The sequence below is a fragment of the Streptomyces tubbatahanensis genome (assembly GCF_022699385.1).
Classification (GTDB): Bacteria; Actinomycetota; Actinomycetes; order Streptomycetales; family Streptomycetaceae; genus Streptomyces; species Streptomyces diacarni.
In genome coordinates, this window is sequence record NZ_CP093846.1 from 777,672 (window position 1) to 793,513 (window position 15,842).

At 72.6% G+C, this 15,842-nt stretch carries 14 protein-coding genes; 5 read left to right on the forward strand and 9 right to left on the reverse strand.

The window, feature by feature from the left end:
* Positions 1–94: 94 nt before the first annotated feature.
* Entirely contained in the window at positions 95–949 is an 855-nt protein-coding gene (locus tag MMF93_RS03295) for an MBL fold metallo-hydrolase (protein ID WP_242749369.1), read from the reverse strand.
* A gap of 277 nt (positions 950–1,226) precedes the next feature.
* Here MMF93_RS03295 and MMF93_RS03300 point away from each other — a divergent pair, with 277 nt between their 5' ends.
* A complete protein-coding gene (locus tag MMF93_RS03300) occupies positions 1,227–1,733 on the forward strand; it encodes a MarR family winged helix-turn-helix transcriptional regulator (RefSeq protein ID WP_242749370.1) in 507 nt (168 codons plus the stop codon).
* Between the two features lie 95 nt (positions 1,734–1,828).
* Complete coding sequence (locus MMF93_RS03305; protein WP_242749371.1) at positions 1,829–2,398, forward strand: DinB family protein; 570 nt, start codon at positions 1,829–1,831, stop codon at positions 2,396–2,398.
* A gap of 60 nt (positions 2,399–2,458) precedes the next feature.
* On the opposite strand, the gene MMF93_RS03310 is transcribed toward MMF93_RS03305, so the two are convergent.
* Complete coding sequence (locus MMF93_RS03310) at positions 2,459–3,736, reverse strand: DUF6986 family protein (RefSeq protein ID WP_242749373.1); 1,278 nt, start codon at positions 3,734–3,736, stop codon at positions 2,459–2,461.
* A 424-nt stretch (positions 3,737–4,160) separates the two neighbouring features.
* Here MMF93_RS03310 and MMF93_RS03315 point away from each other — a divergent pair, with 424 nt between their 5' ends.
* Positions 4,161–4,604, forward strand: coding sequence for a subtilase-type protease inhibitor (locus MMF93_RS03315; protein ID WP_242749374.1), 444 nt, complete (start codon positions 4,161–4,163; stop codon positions 4,602–4,604).
* 83 nt (positions 4,605–4,687) lie between these two features.
* On the opposite strand, the gene MMF93_RS03320 is transcribed toward MMF93_RS03315, so the two are convergent.
* The 3 genes from MMF93_RS03320 to MMF93_RS03330 all read right to left on the reverse strand — a co-directional run bounded on the left by MMF93_RS03320 (position 4,688) and on the right by MMF93_RS03330 (position 7,101).
* Positions 4,688–5,650 carry an electron transfer flavoprotein subunit alpha/FixB family protein gene (locus MMF93_RS03320; protein ID WP_242749376.1) on the reverse strand — a complete coding sequence of 321 codons (963 nt, stop codon included), beginning with the start codon at positions 5,648–5,650 and terminating at the stop codon, positions 4,688–4,690.
* A 72-nt stretch (positions 5,651–5,722) separates the two neighbouring features.
* Positions 5,723–6,517: an electron transfer flavoprotein subunit beta/FixA family protein gene (locus MMF93_RS03325; RefSeq protein WP_242749378.1), complete on the reverse strand. Its 795-nt coding sequence runs from the start codon at positions 6,515–6,517 to the stop codon at positions 5,723–5,725.
* A gap of 254 nt (positions 6,518–6,771) precedes the next feature.
* Entirely contained in the window at positions 6,772–7,101 is a 330-nt protein-coding gene (locus MMF93_RS03330; RefSeq protein ID WP_242749380.1) for a TlpA family protein disulfide reductase, read from the reverse strand.
* Positions 7,102–7,314: 213 nt separating this feature from the next.
* Here MMF93_RS03330 and MMF93_RS03335 point away from each other — a divergent pair, with 213 nt between their 5' ends.
* The gene (locus MMF93_RS03335) at positions 7,315–8,034 is read left to right on the forward strand and encodes a lysophospholipid acyltransferase family protein (RefSeq protein ID WP_242749382.1); all 720 of its coding nucleotides are present in this window, start codon (positions 7,315–7,317) and stop codon (positions 8,032–8,034) included.
* Between the two features lie 121 nt (positions 8,035–8,155).
* Here MMF93_RS03335 and MMF93_RS03340 read toward each other — a convergent pair whose 3' ends face one another.
* Positions 8,156–8,581 carry a MarR family winged helix-turn-helix transcriptional regulator gene (locus tag MMF93_RS03340; protein WP_242749384.1) on the reverse strand — a complete coding sequence of 142 codons (426 nt, stop codon included), beginning with the start codon at positions 8,579–8,581 and terminating at the stop codon, positions 8,156–8,158.
* A 30-nt stretch (positions 8,582–8,611) separates the two neighbouring features.
* Positions 8,612–10,456 carry an asparagine synthase (glutamine-hydrolyzing) gene (gene asnB, locus MMF93_RS03345; RefSeq protein WP_242749386.1) on the reverse strand — a complete coding sequence of 615 codons (1,845 nt, stop codon included), beginning with the start codon at positions 10,454–10,456 and terminating at the stop codon, positions 8,612–8,614.
* Positions 10,457–10,767: 311 nt separating this feature from the next.
* Here asnB and MMF93_RS03350 point away from each other — a divergent pair, with 311 nt between their 5' ends.
* The gene (locus MMF93_RS03350) at positions 10,768–13,998 is read left to right on the forward strand and encodes an ATP-binding protein (RefSeq protein ID WP_242749388.1); all 3,231 of its coding nucleotides are present in this window, start codon (positions 10,768–10,770) and stop codon (positions 13,996–13,998) included.
* Here MMF93_RS03350 and MMF93_RS03355 read toward each other — a convergent pair.
* Together MMF93_RS03355 and MMF93_RS03360 are read right to left on the reverse strand one after the other, a co-directional pair.
* On the reverse strand, positions 13,979–14,770 hold the full coding sequence (locus tag MMF93_RS03355) for an ABC transporter permease (RefSeq protein ID WP_242749390.1): 792 nt from the start codon (positions 14,768–14,770) through the stop codon (positions 13,979–13,981). The genes MMF93_RS03350 and MMF93_RS03355 overlap by 20 nt on opposite strands.
* Positions 14,767–15,780 (reverse strand): ATP-binding cassette domain-containing protein, encoded by a 1,014-nt coding sequence (locus MMF93_RS03360; protein WP_242749392.1) that lies wholly within the window; start codon positions 15,778–15,780, stop codon positions 14,767–14,769. Before MMF93_RS03360 ends, MMF93_RS03355 begins: the two co-directional genes overlap by 4 nt.
* Positions 15,781–15,842 lie beyond the last annotated feature (62 nt).

The following is a 15,842-nucleotide window of genomic DNA, read 5'->3' on the forward strand; positions in this document are numbered from 1 at the left end:
CTACCCGACGGCAGGTGGACCGGGCGGGCCCGGCAGGCGGAGCAGGCGTCCCCGAGCCGGGCCGGGCCGGATCGGTCGGGCCAGCCGGTCTGGGTCACAGTGCCGGTGCCCGCACCGGGCCGACCTTGCTGACCTCGGCCGCCGCGCCGACAGTGACGCGGGCGCCGCGGGGGCAGTCCACGAGCCTGTCCCGCAGGCCTCGGGCCTCCAGCGCGGAGACGAAGTCGTCGAGCGGCGACTTGAACACCGTGTAGTCGTCGTAGTGCACCGGAAGCGTCAGGCGCGGCTGCAACAGCCCAACCAGCTCGGCTCCCTGACCTCCGTCCATCGTGACGACCTTCCCGCCCGGCAGCGTCGTCCCGCCCAGGTGGAGGACCGCCAGGTTGAGGTCGGGGCAGCGGGCTTTGATCTCGCGCAGCCCCTCGAAGACGAGGGTGTCGCCGCTGAGGTAGATCCGCAGCCGCGCGGGCCCGGTGGCGGGCCCGCACTCCAGGACGCTGCCCATCACCGGCGGGAGCAGCTTCTCCAGCGGGCCGAAGGCGTGGCGCCCCGGCACCGCGGTGACCCGGACCCGGCTCTGGCCCCGCACCAGCGTGTGGCTCTCCCAGGTGCGCAGCCCCATGGCGCGGCGGAAGCCCTGGGCGCCCTGGAGGACGCGGGAGGCGTGCGGCGTGGTCAGGATGGGCAGTCCTCGGTCCAGGCCGCGGCGTGCGGTCCGGTCCCAGTGGTCGCCGTGCAGGTGCGAGAGCACGACGGCGTCCAGGTCGGGCGGCAGGTCCTCCAGGCCCACGGCGGGCTCGGTCAGCCGCCGGGAGAGCAGCCCGTAGCCGAGGTGCGCGTGTTGCCCCTGGTGCAAGAAGTTGGGGTCGGTGAGCAGGGTGAGCTCGCCGTAGCGGATGAGCAGCGTGGCGTTGCCGATGAACAGGATCTCGGCGCTGTCGTCGTCCATGGTCCACCTCCGCCCCGCGAGGTACCCACGGTGCGGCCGTGATGCGCACGAGGGGGAAGATCGTCTCCGGGTACGCCCGCTCGTGGTGACCCGCGGTGAGGGTCGGGCACCGAACCGTACACGGGCAGGGGGTCTCCGGTTTCCGGCCCGGGCCCCGGCTGGGGCTCGGCTGGGGCTCGGCTGGGGCTCGACCGGGATTCCGACGCGGCGCCCGGCGGAATGCGACGGTCCGCCCCGCGCTTCCTGACCTGTCCAACTGCCGTGCTTAAGTGGCTCTATGGCTGACAAGACCCCGACTCCTGCGGATTCCGCGGCGGTGGCCGCGCCCGCGTCCCCGCCTGCCGCTCCCGAGCGGCTCACGAGCGCGCCCGGCTATCAGGTCAGGCGCCTGCACCAGGCGTATCTGGCGGCGTGGGTGCGTGCCGTGGACCGGACACTGACCGGACCGCAGTTCGCCGTGCTGACCACGGTGCACGTCTACCCCGGCAGCGACCAGAGCTCCCTGGCCTCGGCCGTGGCGCTGGACACCTCGACCATGGCGGACCTGGCCCAACGCCTGGAGAAGCGCGGCCTGTTGGAGCGCAGGACGACCGCGGCCGACGGCCGCCGCAAGCTGCTGTATCTCACGCCGGAGGGCGAACGCACCCTCGCGGCGGCCGAGGCACGGGTGCGGGAGCTGGACGAGCGCCTGCTCGACACGTACGGCCCGGCCGACCGCGGCCGGCTCCTGCGGGAGCTGACGTCGCTCGCCGACCGGTGGGAGCGGCTGGGGGCCGAAGGCTAACCTCACCGGCGCTCTTGCCGTTCTCCCGCTGCGCCCGGGCGGCGGCCGCGGAAAACCGCTGTGCCGGGCCGCGCTCCGCCTGACAGGGTCGGCCGATGGACGATGCGCGACGTGCCGTGCTGCGCCGGCAGTTCGACCTGAGCTGGTCCCTGTTCGCCTACCACCTGGAGCGGCTGGCACCCGGAGACCTGCTGTGGGAGCCGGCCCGCCACTGCTGGACGGTGCGGCCGGGCGCTGACGGCGCCTGGGTACCGGAATTCGCCGAGACGGAGCCGGAACCGGTGCCCGTGCCCGTGCCCACCATGGCGTGGCTGAGTTGGCATGTGGCCTGGTGGTGGGGCGTGACGCTCGACCACACACGAGGCCGCCCGGCACGGGACCGCACCGACATCGCCTTCCCCGGCGGAGCGCCCGGCACGGCGACCGGGTCGGAGGGGGCGGTCGAGGCGGCCGCCGTCGCGCAACTGCGCGGGCTGCGCGAGGAGTGGTTGGCGGCGCTGGAGGGGCTGACCGACGCCGAGTGGGAGGCGGTCGCGCCGTTCCCCTGGGACAACGACCCCGCGCACACCGTCACGGACATGGTGGCCTGGGTCAACGCCGAACTGATGAAGAACGCCGCCGAGTTCGGCCAGTTGCGCCTGTTGCGGGCGGCCGCGTCGGCATGAGAACGGCCAGGCCGGGCGGCCGCGCGAGACCAGGGCGGCCGCCCGGGGACTGGGCGGGGCTCAGCGCCCCGCGAGGCGGTCGAGCTCGGCCCGGTCGAGACCGGAGACCTCCTTGACCTCCGCGGTGTCGAGCGCGCCGCAGTCCAGGCCACGGAGCAGGTACCCGCTCAACGCGCGGGCACTCGCGGGCTCGTCGGCGACCTCGCCGGCCGTCTGCGCCACGTAGGCCGCCAGGCGTTCACCCGCGCGCCGCATGCCCTCGCGGTAGAAGGCGTAGACGGCGGCGTAGCGGGTGGGCAGGTGGCCCGGGTGCATGTCCCAGCCCTGGTAGTAGGCGCGGGCCAGCGAGCGGCGCACCAGCTGGTGGTGGAGGCGCCAGGCGTCGTGGACCTGGGCGCGGTCGCCCACCGGGAGGACGTTGGTCGAGCCGTCGGAGAGGCGGACGCCGGTGCCGGCGGCGGCGACCTGCATGACGGCCTTGGCGTGGTCGGCGGCCGGGTGGTCCATCGCCTGGTAGGCGGCGGAGACGCCGCACGAGGCGCTGTAGTCGAACGTGCCGTAGTGCAGCGAGGTCGCCCTGCCCTGGGCCGCGTCGATCATCCGGGCCACCGTCGCCCGGCCGTCGGCGCCCAGGATCGACTGGGTCGTCTCGATCTGGATCTCGAACCCGATGCGGCCGTGTTCGAGGCCGCGGGCCTTCTCGAACTCCTCGCACAGCCGGACCATCGCGGTGACCTGCTCGGCGTAGGTCACCTTGGGCAGCGTCAGCACCAGCCCGTCCGGCAGGCCACCGGCCTCCATCAGTCCGGTGAGGAAGAGGTCGAGGGTGCGGATGCCCCGGTCGCGGACGGCGGCTTCCATACACTTCATGCGGATGCCGGCGTAGGACGGTGCGGGCCCTTCGGCTCCGCCGGCGAAGGCGTCGGCGACCAGTTGGGCGGCCCGGACCGCCGCGGCGTCCTCCTCCTCGTCGGACCTGGCCCCGTAGCCGTCCTCGAAGTCGATGCGCAGGTCCTCGACGGGCTCGCGGCGCAGCTTGTCGCGTATGCGGTCGTAGACGGGGCCGGCCAGCGACTCGTCCATGTCCAGAACGCGGGCGAGGGCGCCCGCGTCCGGGGCGTGCGCGTCGAGCAGTGCGAGGGCCGCCTCGCCCCACTCGCCGACCGTGCCGGGCGAGACGGCGTCGGCGGGCACGTACACGGTGTGCACCGGTTGCCGCGTGCCGGGGTCTCCCGGGTACCGCCGTGCGAGCTCGGCGTCCACCGGCGCCAGCGCCTCGGCCACCTCCGCCACGACGCCGGCGCCCAAGCTGGTCCCGGCCGTCCCACCCTGCGACATCTACGCTCCTTCTCGCTGACGACAACACGCTGACGACAACCCGGCCTCAACAAAACGTTGAAGTCGGTGTGCCGCGACGTTATGGCTCGCTGACCAGCCAGTCAAGGGTCCTCAGAGGCCGGCAGGAGCCCCGGGGCGTCTCGCGCACGGCAGGGCCCCTCGCACACGGAACCGGCCCATGGCCCGCAATCCGGCCGATGTGGAGGGGCGGGTTTCAGCCGGCGAGGCTGAACGGGGGGCGAACGGCAGGGTGTTGCCGCAGGCGGGCACGGAGGACACATATCACTTTGCGCCACTGATTCAATGCACAATGTTACCGAAACACATGGTGCCGATGTGCTTTCCGCATCCGGACTCGGCAGACTCAAGCCCGCCGATCCGGCACGACCCTCAGCACACCCCTCAAAGCGGAAGGAAGCACACAATGCGGAAGACCGCGTCCCGGAGCGCCGCCCTCACCCTGGCGGCCGCTGTGACAGGGACCGTCAGCGCGTTCGCCCTCGCGACCGCGCCCGCCCAGGCCGCGCCCGCCGAGGCGACCTCCCTCTACGCCCCCTCGGCTCTGGTCCTCACCGTCACCGACGGAGACAGCGCCGCCGCGGCCGCGAAGCGTGCCGTCACCCTCAACTGCACGCCCACCCCTTCCGGCACTCACCCCGCCGCCGACACGGCGTGCGCCCAGCTTCGCGCGGCCGACGGGGACTTCACCGCACTGGCCGGCGAAGAGGGCCGCCTGTGCACCAGGGAGTGGCAGCCCGTCACGGTCACCGCGCAGGGTGTGTGGGAGGGCGCACGCGTCGACTTCGCCCGCACCTGGGCCAACCCCTGCGTGAAGGGCGTCGAGGGGGCTTCGGTCTTCTCCTTCTGAGGCGGCCCGGCCCTCGCGTGGCCATCGCGCACACCGAAGGGCCCCGCACCGCGATCCGGTGCGGGGCCCTTCGGCCTCGGTGGTCAGCCCTTGCGAGTCTTGACCTCCTCGGTCAGCTGGGGAACGACCTCGAAGAGGTCGCCGACGATGCCGTAGTCGACCAGGTCGAAGATCGGGGCCTCGGAGTCCTTGTTGATGGCCACGATCGTCTTGGAGGTCTGCATGCCGGCGCGGTGCTGGATCGCACCGGAGATGCCGGTGGCCACGTACAGCTGGGGCGAGACGGTCTTGCCGGTCTGGCCGACCTGGTGGGAGTGCGGGTACCAGCCGGCGTCGACGGCGGCGCGCGAGGCACCGACGGCGGCGCCCAGCGCGTCGGCCAGGCCCTCGATCAGCGGGAAGTTCTCCGCACCGTTGACGCCGCGGCCGCCGGAGACGACGATCGCGGCCTCGGTCAGCTCGGGGCGTCCGGTGGACTCGCGCGGGGTGCGCGAGGTGACCTTGGTGCCGGTGGCGGCCTCGCCGAAGCCGACCGACAGCTCCTCCAGAGCACCGGCGGCGGAAGCGGTCTCGGGGCTCGTGGAGTTGGGCTTGACGGTGATGACCGGTGTGCCCTTGGAGACGCGGGACTTGGTGGTGAACGCCGCGGCGAACACCGACTGGGTGGCCACCGGGCCCTCGTCCGAGGCCTCCAGGTCCACGGCGTCGGTGATGATGCCCGAGCCGATGCGCACGGCGAGGCGGGCGGCGATCTCCTTGCCCTCGGCGGAGGAGGGCACCAGCACGGCGGCGGGCGAGACGGCGTCGTAGGCGGCCTGCAGCGCGTCCACCTTCGGTACGACGAGGTAGTCGGCGAACTCGGCGGCGTCCGCGGCCAGTACGCGGGTGGCGCCGTACTCGCCGAGCGTCTTGGCGGCCTCCTCGGCGTTCGGGCCCAGGTGCACGGCCACCGGGTCGCCCAGCTTCCTTGCCAGGGTCAGCAGTTCGAGGGTGGGCTTGCGGACGGCGCCGTCCACGTGGTCGACGTAGACAAGGACTTCAGCCATGGGATTGCTCTCCTGCGCGGGATCGGGAAGGGGGTCGAGCGAGGTCGGGGAAGGCGGGGAGGGGTCGGCCGCTCAGATGAACTTCTGACCCGCCAGGTACTCGGCCAGCTGCTTGCCGCCCTCGCCCTCGTCCTTGACGACGGTGCCGGCGGAGCGCGGCGGGCGTTCGGCCGCGTCCTCGACCTTGGTCCAGGCGCCGTCCAGGCCGACCTCGTCGGCGTCGATGTCCAGGTCGTCGAGGTCCAGCGACTCGACGGGCTTCTTCTTGGCGGCCATGATCCCCTTGAAGGAGGGGTAACGCGCCTCGCCCGACTGGTCGGTGACCGAGACGACGGCGGGGAGCCGGGCCGACAGCTGCTCGGTGGCGGCGTCGCCGTCGCGGCGTCCTGTGACCGTCCCGTCCTCGACCGAGACCTCGGACAGCAGCGTCGCCTGCGGCACACCGAGCCGCTCGGCGAGCATCGCGGGCAGCACGCCCATCGTGCCGTCGGTGGAGGCCATACCGCACACCACCAGGTCGTAACCGGTCTTCTCGATGGCCTTGGCCAGCACGTAGGAGGTGCCCAGCGCGTCGGTGCCGTGCAGGTCGTCGTCCTCGACGTGGACGGCCTTGTCGGCACCCATGGACAGCGCCTTGCGGAGCGCGTCCTTGGCGTCCTCGGGGCCCACGGTCAGCACGGTGATCTCCGCCCCGTCCCCGGAGTCCGCCGCGTCGGCGATCTGCAGCGCCTGCTCGACGGCGTACTCGTCCAGCTCGGAGAGCAGGCCGTCGACCGACTCGCGATCGGTGGTCAGGTCCTCCGCGAAGTGCCGGTCACCGGTGGCGTCGGGCACGTACTTCACACAGACAACGATCCTCAAGCTCACGCCGGCTCTCCTACTGCTTCGACTTACGGGTCCGGCCCCTGCGGGACCGGCGGTCCGTCCACAATATTACTCGTCAGTACATCCAGCACGTTCCCCGTTCTCAAGACCGCCGAACTGTGACGTTGCCAACGGGGAGAGTGATGAGCCAACTCCATCACGCGGGGCGGCACGAAGCGAGTGCCACTGAACGGGATCTCGATCACGCCGGCGCACCCGGACCGCGCGCCGGCGGTGAGCGGCTCACCTCGTCGGATTCAGGCAAGGGCGGCGCCCAGCGCGGCGATCACGTCGGCCTTGCGCGGCTGGCCCGCCGCCCGTTTGACGACCCGCCCGTCCGCGTCGAGGACGAGCACCGTGGGTGTGGCCTCGATCCCGAGCGCGCGCACCAGCGAGAGGTGCTCCTCGGCGTCGATCTCGATGTGCGCGACGCCCTGCACCATGGCGGTCACGTCCGCGAGGACGCGGCGCGTCGCGTGGCAGGGCCGGCAGAAGGCGCTGGAGAACTGCAGGAGCGTCGCCCGCTCCCCCAGGTCCCGCTCGCCGAGCAGCTCGGCGCTCACGCGCTGCGTCACGAAAGCCTCCATTCCCTGGCCGAGTACGGGATACCCGCGTGCTTGGGGACAAGTCTGCCGCGAGGGTAGCCAGGAGGAATGCTTTGGGGAACGATCTGCCGGAGCCGGAAGTTACGCACCCGTAAGTACGGACCGTAGGTTCCCGATGCACGGAACCACCCGTTCCGTCACCGTACGGCCTGCTGGAGACCGCTTGCAGGCACCCCGACGAAAGGGTCCCCCGACATGGCCGATCTCCTCTACCCGCCCGTGATCGGCGCGGCGCGCGCCTGGTTCAAGGCGCTCGACCTGCGCTTCGACGTACGCGGCAGCGAGCACGTGCCAGCCCACGGGGGCGCCGTACTGGTGAGCAACCACATCAGCTACCTGGACTTCATCTTCACCGGCCTGGCCGCCCGGCCCGCCAAACGGCTGGTGCGGTTCATGGCCAAGGACTCGGTCTTCCGGCACAAGGTCTCCGGTCCGCTGATGCGCGCCATGAAACACATACCGGTCGACCGCTCGCGCGGCGAACACGCCTACACGCACGCGCTGGGCGCACTGCGCGCCGGCGAGGTCATCGGGGTGTTCCCCGAGGCGACGATCTCCCGCTCCTTCACCCTCAAGGACTTCAAGTCCGGCGCCGCCCGGCTCGCCCAGGAGGCGCGGGTGCCGCTCGTCCCGATGGCACTGTGGGGCACGCAGCGCCTGTGGACCAAGGGGCACAAGCGGGACTTCGGGCGCAACCACCTGCCCATCACCATCCGCGTCGGCCCGCCCGTCAGCCCCGACCCCGACGAGACGGCCGTGAGCCTCACCGACCGGCTCCGCGAACGCGTGCACGACCTGCTGGAGACCGCCCAGCGGGCGTACCCGGCCTCTCCCGGTGGCGCCGCCGACTCCTGGTGGCAGCCGGCCCACCTGGGCGGCACCGCACCGACACCGGCACAGGCCCGCGCCCTGTAGCCCGGCGCGACCCCGGCAGGCCCGCTGCCGGTGCACGGACGGCGCCCGGCTGCGGGCGATCCGGCCTCCTCCGCGCCGCTGCCCGGTGCTGTGCCCCAGTACCGTGACCCAGTGCCGCGCTTCAGCGCCCTGCCTCGGCGAGCCGCCGCAGCAGCGGCGCCGCCGCCAGGACCCGGGCCGCCTCGTCGTCGGACAGCGAGCCGAGGCGCCGCAACAGCTCCTCGGCCTCGCCGTGCGCCACGCCCCGCAGTGCGCCGGTCCCCTCCTCGGTGACGGCCACGCGGGTGGCGCGGCCGTCCGTCGGATCGGGTTCCCGGCGCACCAGGCCGAGCGTCTCCAGTTCCGCCACGACGGCGGTGGCGGTCGGCTGGGAGCAGGGGACCCGCTCCGCGATCATGCCGACCCGGCTGGGTCCTGCCTCGGTCAGCATGGACAGGACGATCAGCTGGGTGGGCTGCAGCCCGCCCGTCGGGCTCGTCCTGCGCAGTGAGCGCAACAGCCGGTGCAGGGCGATCACCGTGTCGAATGCCGCGTCCCGGGTCCCCATCGCTCCCCCCACGGGCTCGTCCTGATCAGGTCAGGCGAGTGTAAGCGTGGGGGCGTACATGTCCATCCACAGCGCCAGGTCGAGGACGCGTTCGAGGCCGCGCCGGGAGGCCTGGGTGATCTGCGGGGTCTCGACCTTGACGGCTGACTCCAGCCAGTCCCTGCTGACCAGGTCGAAGACCTGGTGGGAAGGCTTGGCGAGCAGGTCCTTGACGTTCTCCTGCAGCGCCGTGTGGTACTTGGGGTCCTGCGTGGAGGGGTAGGGGCTCTTGACCCGGTCGTAGACCGAGCGCGGCAGCACGTCCGCGGTCGCCTCGCGCAGCAGGCTCTTCTCGCGCCCGTCGAACGACTTGAGGGACCAGGGCGTGTTGTAGACGTACTCGACCAGCCGGTGGTCGCAGAACGGGACGCGCACCTCCAGGCCGACGGCCATGCTGGCGCGGTCCTTGCGGTCCAGCAGGACGCGCACGAACCGGGTGAGGTGGAGGTAGCAGATCACCCGCATCCGGTACTCGAAATCGCTCTCCCCCTCCAGACGCTGGATGCCGGAGGTGGCCGTGGCGTAGCTGTCCCGGGTGTAGCCGGGCAGATCCAGGGCGCGGCTCACCGAGCCGTTGAGGACGTTGTCGTCCTCGCCCATGGTCTGGGCGAACTGCACCAGCCACGGGAAGGTCTGCCCCTTGCGTGCGTCCTCGTCGAAGAAGTGCTTGTAGCCGCCGAAGACCTCGTCGGCCGACTCCCCGGACAGGGCCACCGTCGAATGCCGGCGGATGGCCTTGAAGAGCAGGTAGAGGGAGGCGTCCATGTCACCGAGTCCCGCGGGGAGGTCGCGGGCCCTGATGACGCGCGAGCGCACCTCGGGGTCGGCCAGGTCGTCGGAGCTGAGGACGATGTCCTGGTGGTCGGTGGCGGAGGCGCGGGCCACGTCGTGCACGAACGGGGTGTCCGGGGTGCCGCGCAGTTCGTCGGCGACGAAGTTCTCGGCCTGGCCGACGAAGTCGACGGCGAAGCTGCGGACGGTCTCTCCGGTGCCTTCCCGCAGCTGGTTGGCCGCCAGCGCCGTCATGGCGGACGAGTCGAGCCCGCCGGACAGCAGGGTGCAGCGCGGCACGTCGGAGACGAGCTGGCGGCGCACGATGTCGTCCATCAGCTCGCGCACGTGCGCGATGGTCTCGTCCTTGCTGTCGGTGTGCGCCCGGGTCTCCAGCGTCCAGTAGACGTGGGTGCGTATCCCGTTGGTGTCCACCGTCACGACGGTGCCGGGCTCGACCTCGCGCATCCCCTCCCACACCGCGTGCCCTGGGGTCTTGACGAAGGCGAACAGCTCGCGGAGCCCGTCGAGGGTGACCTCGCGGCGCGCCAGCGGGTTGGCCAGGATCGCCTTGGGTTCGGAGCCGAACAGGACGCCGTCGGCGGTCTCGGCGTAGTAGAAGGGCTTGATGCCCATGCGGTCGCGCACCATGACGAGCTGCTTGGTGCGGCTGTCCCAGATGGCGAAGGCGTACATGCCGTTGAGACGCTCGGCCAGCGCCGGGCCCCACTCCAGGTAGGCGTGGAGGACGACCTCGGTGTCCGAGTCGGTGGTGAACCTGTGGCCGCGGCCGCTCAGTTCACGGCGCAGCTCAGTGTAGTTGTAGGTCTCCCCCGAGTAGACCATCGCGACGCTGCCCTCGGGCGTCTCGACCGTCATCGGCTGCGTGCCGCCCGGCAGGTCGATGATCGCGAGCCTGCGGTGACCGAGCGCGGCGGGTCCTTCCGCCCAGATGCCGGTGTCGTCCGGGCCGCGGCAGGACATGGTCTCCGTCATCGCGTCGACGGTGGCCCGCTCGGAGACCAGGTTCCTGTCGTAGGACACCCACCCGGTGATTCCGCACATGTGTTTCCTCCGGCTTCCGACCTTCGGTGTGCGGCCGATGTACGTGAACCCCCCGTAGTAAAGGTTTCACCAAAGGTCATGTGTATCGGCCACCTATGTATCTGGCACTCTTTCACACAACCGCTGCCCTCAAACAGGGTGAGCTGATCGGCACACATGAATCACGCCACATCCACAAGCGTCACCCGCCGGGGTGGGCTCGCCGCACGTCGCCAACGGCCCTTCGCGAAGAGCGGGCACGTCGCCAACGGCCCTTCGCGAAGAGCGGAATGGCCCCGTGAGCACGCACGCGCCTTGGCTAATCTGCACGGGTGACCACCGACCTGACCCTGCTGCCGCGCGTCGCCTACCGCAGGCAGGAGATCACCGCGCCCCGGCTCCGCGGCCTGCTCGCCCTCCTCGCGGGCGACCTGCGCGCGGGGTGCAGCACCGAGCGGCTGGTGGCCGGACTGTGGCCCGAGGCACTACCGGAGCGGCCGGGAAAGGCGGTACAGGTCCTGGTGTCCAGGGCGCGGGCCCAGCTGGGCGCCGGCGTCCTCCTCAGCACGCCGACGGGATACCGCCTCGCACTGGCTGAGGACCAGGTCGACAGCTGTGCGCTGTTGTCGCACGCCGCCGCGAGCGCGGAGCGGGCCTCAGCGGGGAACCACGCGGGCTCGCTGGCCGCGGCCGAGGCCGGACTCGCGCTGTGGGAGGGCACCGAGGCCGGCGCGGGACCCACGGACGACCCGGTGGCCGCGCTGCGCGGGGAGCTGGCCCGGGCGCACGGCGCACTCCTGCGTGCCAGGGCGCTCGCGCTCGCCGGGCTGGGCCGCCACGCCGAGGCCACCGGGCCGCTGGCCGCGGCCGCCGCGGCGCACCCGCACGACGAGGAGGTGCTCGCCGCGCTGCTGCGCGCCGAGGCGCGGACAGCGGGCCCGTCCGCGGCGCTGACACGGTACGAGGCCTACCGCCGCCGACTGCGCGAGCGCCTGGGCACGGACCCCGGGACCGGGCTCAGAGCCGTACAGCAGGAACTCCTGCGCGGCGAGACGCCCGTGGCCAGGCACGGCGTGCCGCACGAACCGAACCCGCTCCTCGGCCGGGAGGCGGACATCGCGGCGGTGGAAGCGCTCTCGCGCGCCTCCCGTGCCGTCACCGTCGTCGGCCCCGGCGGCCTCGGCAAGACCCGGCTCGCACACGCCGTCAGCCGCCGGGCCGCACAGGCCGTGGTGTACTTCGTGCCGCTCGCCGGCGTGACCGTCGACGAGGACGTGGCCGCGGAGGTGGCCTCCGCGCTGGGCGCGGGAGAGGGGCGGCACGGCGCCATGAGCGGCCACCTGACGGCCGACCCGGTCACCGGCATCCTCGGCGTACTGGGCCCAGGGCCGGCGCTGCTCGTGCTCGACAACTGCGAGCAGGTCGTGCGGGGCGCCGCAGCGCTCGTGCGGGCCCTGGTCTCCTCCTCGAAGGAGCTGCGGGTGCTCGCCACCAGCCGGGCCCCGCTGGACCTCACCTCCGAAGCGGTGTACACACTGCCGGAGCTCGGCCTGGACACCTGCGTCGAGCTGTTCACGCAGCGGGCCAGGGCGGCGCGGCCCGGCGTGCAGCTGCCGCCTGACACGGTGGCCGAGCTCTGCCGCCACCTCGACGGGCTGCCGCTCGCCGTGGAGCTGGCGGCGGCCCGGGTGCGGGTGCTGTCCGTGCCGCAGATCGCCCGCCGCCTCGGTGACCGGTTCGCGCTGCTGCGCGGCGGGGCACGGGACGCGCCGGAGCGCCACCGCACGCTGCACGCGGTCGTGGAGTGGAGCTGGAACCTGCTCGCGCACGACGCCCGGGCGGCGCTGCGCACGCTCTCCGTCTTCCCCGGCGGGTTCCTCGGCGAAGCGGCGGAAGCGGTCCTCGGCGAGGACGCGTTTCCCCTGCTGGAGCAGTTGGCCGGCCAGTCGCTGCTGACCGTCGTCGACACCCCGGCCGGTGCGCGGTTCGGCATGCTGGAGACCGTACGGGAGTTCAGCGCGGCCAGGCGCGCGGCGGCGGGGGAGGACGAGGAGGCCGTCGACCGGTTCCTGGCCTGGGCGCGGGACTTCGGGGTCGCCCACCACGACGTACTCTTCGGCTCGGGACCCGTTCCGCTCTCCGGGCTCCCCCTCGGCGTTGCGAGGGGAAGGAGCCCTCATCGTGGACAGGATCCGATCGCCGCCTGGGAGCGGATCAAGGCCGAGCAGGACAACCTCGTGGCGGCCCTACGACACGCCCTGGCCCGCACGGACGGCCCGGCCCTCGCCGCGCTCACCGCCGTCCTCGCCAGTCTGTGGTCCACCGACACCAACTTCCCCCGCCTCGCCGCGCTCGCCTCGGACACCGGACCGCCGCTGTCGCACTACAGGCCCGCTGCCGAGTACGTCGAAGTCGCCCGTGCGGCCGCGGTGTTGTGCACGGCGGGCCTGTTCATGGGGTACGGGCCGCCACCCGCACGCCAGCTCGTCGCACTGCGGCGGCTGCCCCCGGCGGCGCCCGACACGCTGCTGCGGGCGGCCGCGGCAGTGCTGGGCGCGGTCCCCGAGATGCTCCCTCCCGACTACGAGGTGCTGCGGGAACTGTGCGGCAGCGAGCAGCCCCTGGTCGCCGGCGTCGCCGAGTGCATCGCCTCCTACGCCTGGGAGTTCGAGCACCAGATCGACCGCGCGCTCGCCTCGGCCCGCCGGATGATCACCACACTGGCTCCGTACGACAACCCCTCCGTGCTGCTCACCGGGCACGCCAGGCTGAGCGAGCTGTGCCTGCGCACCGGGCAGGGCGACGCGGCGTACGCACACCTCACCGCGGTGCTCGAGGTGCTGCCGCGGCTCAACGACGGGCGCGACTACCTCTTCATCCGCTCGTCCCTCGTCCTGGCCTGCCTCCAGCGCGGCGACCCCGACGAGGCCGAGTACTGGCTGCGCCAGGCGGCCGGCGACGCTCCCGCGCAGCAGGACGCCTTCTACATGCCCGACTTCGGCGGGCGCGCCGAGATCGCGCTGGCCCGCGGGCAGACGGAGGCGGGACTCGGCATGTGGCGCGGCGCGGTGGAACGGCTGTGCGCGGCGGGCCCGACGCAGGGCGGTGACTTCTGGCTCGACCCGTGGGCGTTCCAGGTCCAGTCGGCGGCGGTGGCGGCGCACGCGTACGCCGGCCGCCTCGAACTGGTCGCCGAGCCCGTCGACCGGCTGTGGCGGGGGCTGCGGACCCTGCTCTCCCGCCCCTGCGGCTCGCCCATGGAACTCCTCGTGTGGGGGACGGTGCTGCACGCCCTCGGCCTGGCGGAACTCGCCCCCGGCGGCGCGCGGGGAGGCACGGGGGCGGGGGCCGACGCCGGCCCCGACGCCGTACGGATGATCGCGCTGGCCGAACGGATCGGGGTGGCACGCGAGTTCCAGCCGACGATGTCGGCGGACCGCGCCCGGAAGGCGGCCGAGGACGCCGACAGGGCGGCGTACGCCGACGCGGTGTCGGAGTACGCCGCCCTGGAGCGGGACGCACTGCGGGAGGCGGTCCGCGCGCTCATCCCCGTTCGCGGTTGAACAGCGCCGTCGACCAGAAGTAGCCGAGCACGGCGAGCGCCAGGCACCACGAGACCGCGAGCCAGCCGTCGTTGCCGATCCCGGTGCCGAGCAGCAGCCCGCGCAGCGTCTCGATGGCGGGCGTGAAGGGCTGGTACTCGGCGATCGGCCGGAACCAGCCCGGCATCGTCTCAGCCGGGATGAACGCACTCGAGATGAGCGGGAGGAGGATCAGCGGCATGGCCATGTTGCCGGCGGCCTCGGCGTTCGGACTGGCCAGCCCCATGCCGACGGCGATCCAGGTGAGCGCCGTGGCGAAGAGCACCAACAGCCCCGCCGCGGCCAGCCACTCCAGGGCCGAGGCGTCCGTGGAGCGGAACCCGATGGCCACGGCGAGTGCGGCGACGAGGACGACGCTCATGACCGACTGGAGCACACTGCCGACGACGTGCCCGATGAGCACCGAGCCGCGGTGGATCGCCAGCGTACGGAAACGGGCCACGATGCCCTCGGTCATGTCGGTCGCGACGGACACCGCGGCCCCGACGACGGTGCCGCCAATGGTCATCAGCAGGATGCCCGGAACGATGTAGGCGAGGTAGGCGGAGCGGTCCGCTCCCCCGCCACCGATGCCCGCGCTCATCACGTCGCCGAAGACGTAGACGAACAGCAGGAGCAGCATGATCGGTGTGAGGAGGAGGTTGAGGGTGAGGGAGGGGTAGCGGCGGGCGTGGAGCAGATTGCGGCGCAGCATCGTGTTCGCGTCGCGTGCGGCCAGGGAGAGGGCGCTCATCGGGCTGCCTCCGGGTGCGGGTTCCGGCGAGTGGGCTGCTCCGGTTGGGCGGACGGGGTGGATGGCGCGGAGCGGGTCTCGCCGTTGGTGAGGGCGAAGAAGACGTCGTCGAGGTCGGGGGTGTGCACGGCCAGCTCGTCCGCCTCGATACCGGCCGCGTCCAACCGCTCCAGCACGGAGCGCAGCGCGCGCTGGCTGCCGTCACTGGGAATCCGCAGCGACAGGCCCTCGCCGTCGGCAGCGGCCCCGCCCAGGACTGCGGCGGCCTCTTGGTAGGCGACCGGATCGGTGAACCGCAGCCGCACGTGCCCACCCGGGACGAGCCGTTTGAGCTCCTCGGCGCTTCCCTCGGCTGTGATCCGTCCGTCGTCGAGGACCGCGATGCGGTCGGCGAGGTCGTCGGCCTCGTCCAGATACTGGGTGGTGAGGAAGACGGTGACGCCCTCGCCCAGCAGGTCGCGGACGAGGCCCCACACGGCGTGGCGGGAGCGCGGGTCCAGGCCGGTGGTCGGCTCGTCGAGGAAGATGATCCGGGGCCTGCCGACCAGCGTCATCGCCAGATCCAGGCGCCGCTTCATGCCCCCCGAGTAGGTGGCCGCGGGCTTGCGTGCGGCCTCGGTCAGCGCGAACCGCTCCAGCAGCTCGGCGGCCGCCCGCCGCCCCTCACGCCGGGGCAGGTGGTGCAGGTCCGCCATGAGCAGCATGTTCTCCTCCCCCGTGAGCAACCCGTCCACGGCCGAGAACTGCCCCGTCACCCCGATCGCGGCGCGCACCGCCTGCGCGTCCGCCGCGACGTCGTGTCCCGCCACGCTGGCCCGGCCGCCGTCCGCGGCGACGAGCGTGGAGAGGATCTTCACGGCGGTGGTCTTGCCCGCGCCGTTCGGGCCGAGCAGGGAGAAGACCGTACCCTGTGGCACCCTCAGGTCGATGCCGTCGAGAACCTTCTTCTCGCCGAAGGACTTGCGCAGCCCGCTGGCTGCGATGGCGCATTGATGCGCTGCGGTTGTCATGCGGCACAGCCTGCGACGAGACGGGTTCAGCGCGGTTTCAACCCGGTTTCAGCGCCTTGCGC

Coding starts and splice junctions, on each gene's coding strand:
- MMF93_RS03295 (WP_242749369.1), bottom strand. CDS start 949: ATGGACGACGACAGCGCCGAGATCCTGTTCATCGGCAACGCCACGCTG.
- MMF93_RS03300 (WP_242749370.1), top strand. CDS start 1,227: ATGGCTGACAAGACCCCGACTCCTGCGGATTCCGCGGCGGTGGCCGCG.
- MMF93_RS03305 (WP_242749371.1), top strand. CDS start 1,829: ATGGACGATGCGCGACGTGCCGTGCTGCGCCGGCAGTTCGACCTGAGC.
- MMF93_RS03310 (WP_242749373.1), bottom strand. CDS start 3,736: ATGTCGCAGGGTGGGACGGCCGGGACCAGCTTGGGCGCCGGCGTCGTG.
- MMF93_RS03315 (WP_242749374.1), top strand. CDS start 4,161: ATGCGGAAGACCGCGTCCCGGAGCGCCGCCCTCACCCTGGCGGCCGCT.
- MMF93_RS03320 (WP_242749376.1), bottom strand. CDS start 5,650: ATGGCTGAAGTCCTTGTCTACGTCGACCACGTGGACGGCGCCGTCCGC.
- MMF93_RS03330 (WP_242749380.1), bottom strand. CDS start 7,101: ATGGAGGCTTTCGTGACGCAGCGCGTGAGCGCCGAGCTGCTCGGCGAG.
- MMF93_RS03335 (WP_242749382.1), top strand. CDS start 7,315: ATGGCCGATCTCCTCTACCCGCCCGTGATCGGCGCGGCGCGCGCCTGG.
- MMF93_RS03340 (WP_242749384.1), bottom strand. CDS start 8,581: ATGGGGACCCGGGACGCGGCATTCGACACGGTGATCGCCCTGCACCGG.
- asnB (WP_242749386.1), bottom strand. CDS start 10,456: ATGTGCGGAATCACCGGGTGGGTGTCCTACGACAGGAACCTGGTCTCC.
- MMF93_RS03355 (WP_242749390.1), bottom strand. CDS start 14,770: ATGAGCGCCCTCTCCCTGGCCGCACGCGACGCGAACACGATGCTGCGC.
- MMF93_RS03360 (WP_242749392.1), bottom strand. CDS start 15,780: ATGACAACCGCAGCGCATCAATGCGCCATCGCAGCCAGCGGGCTGCGC.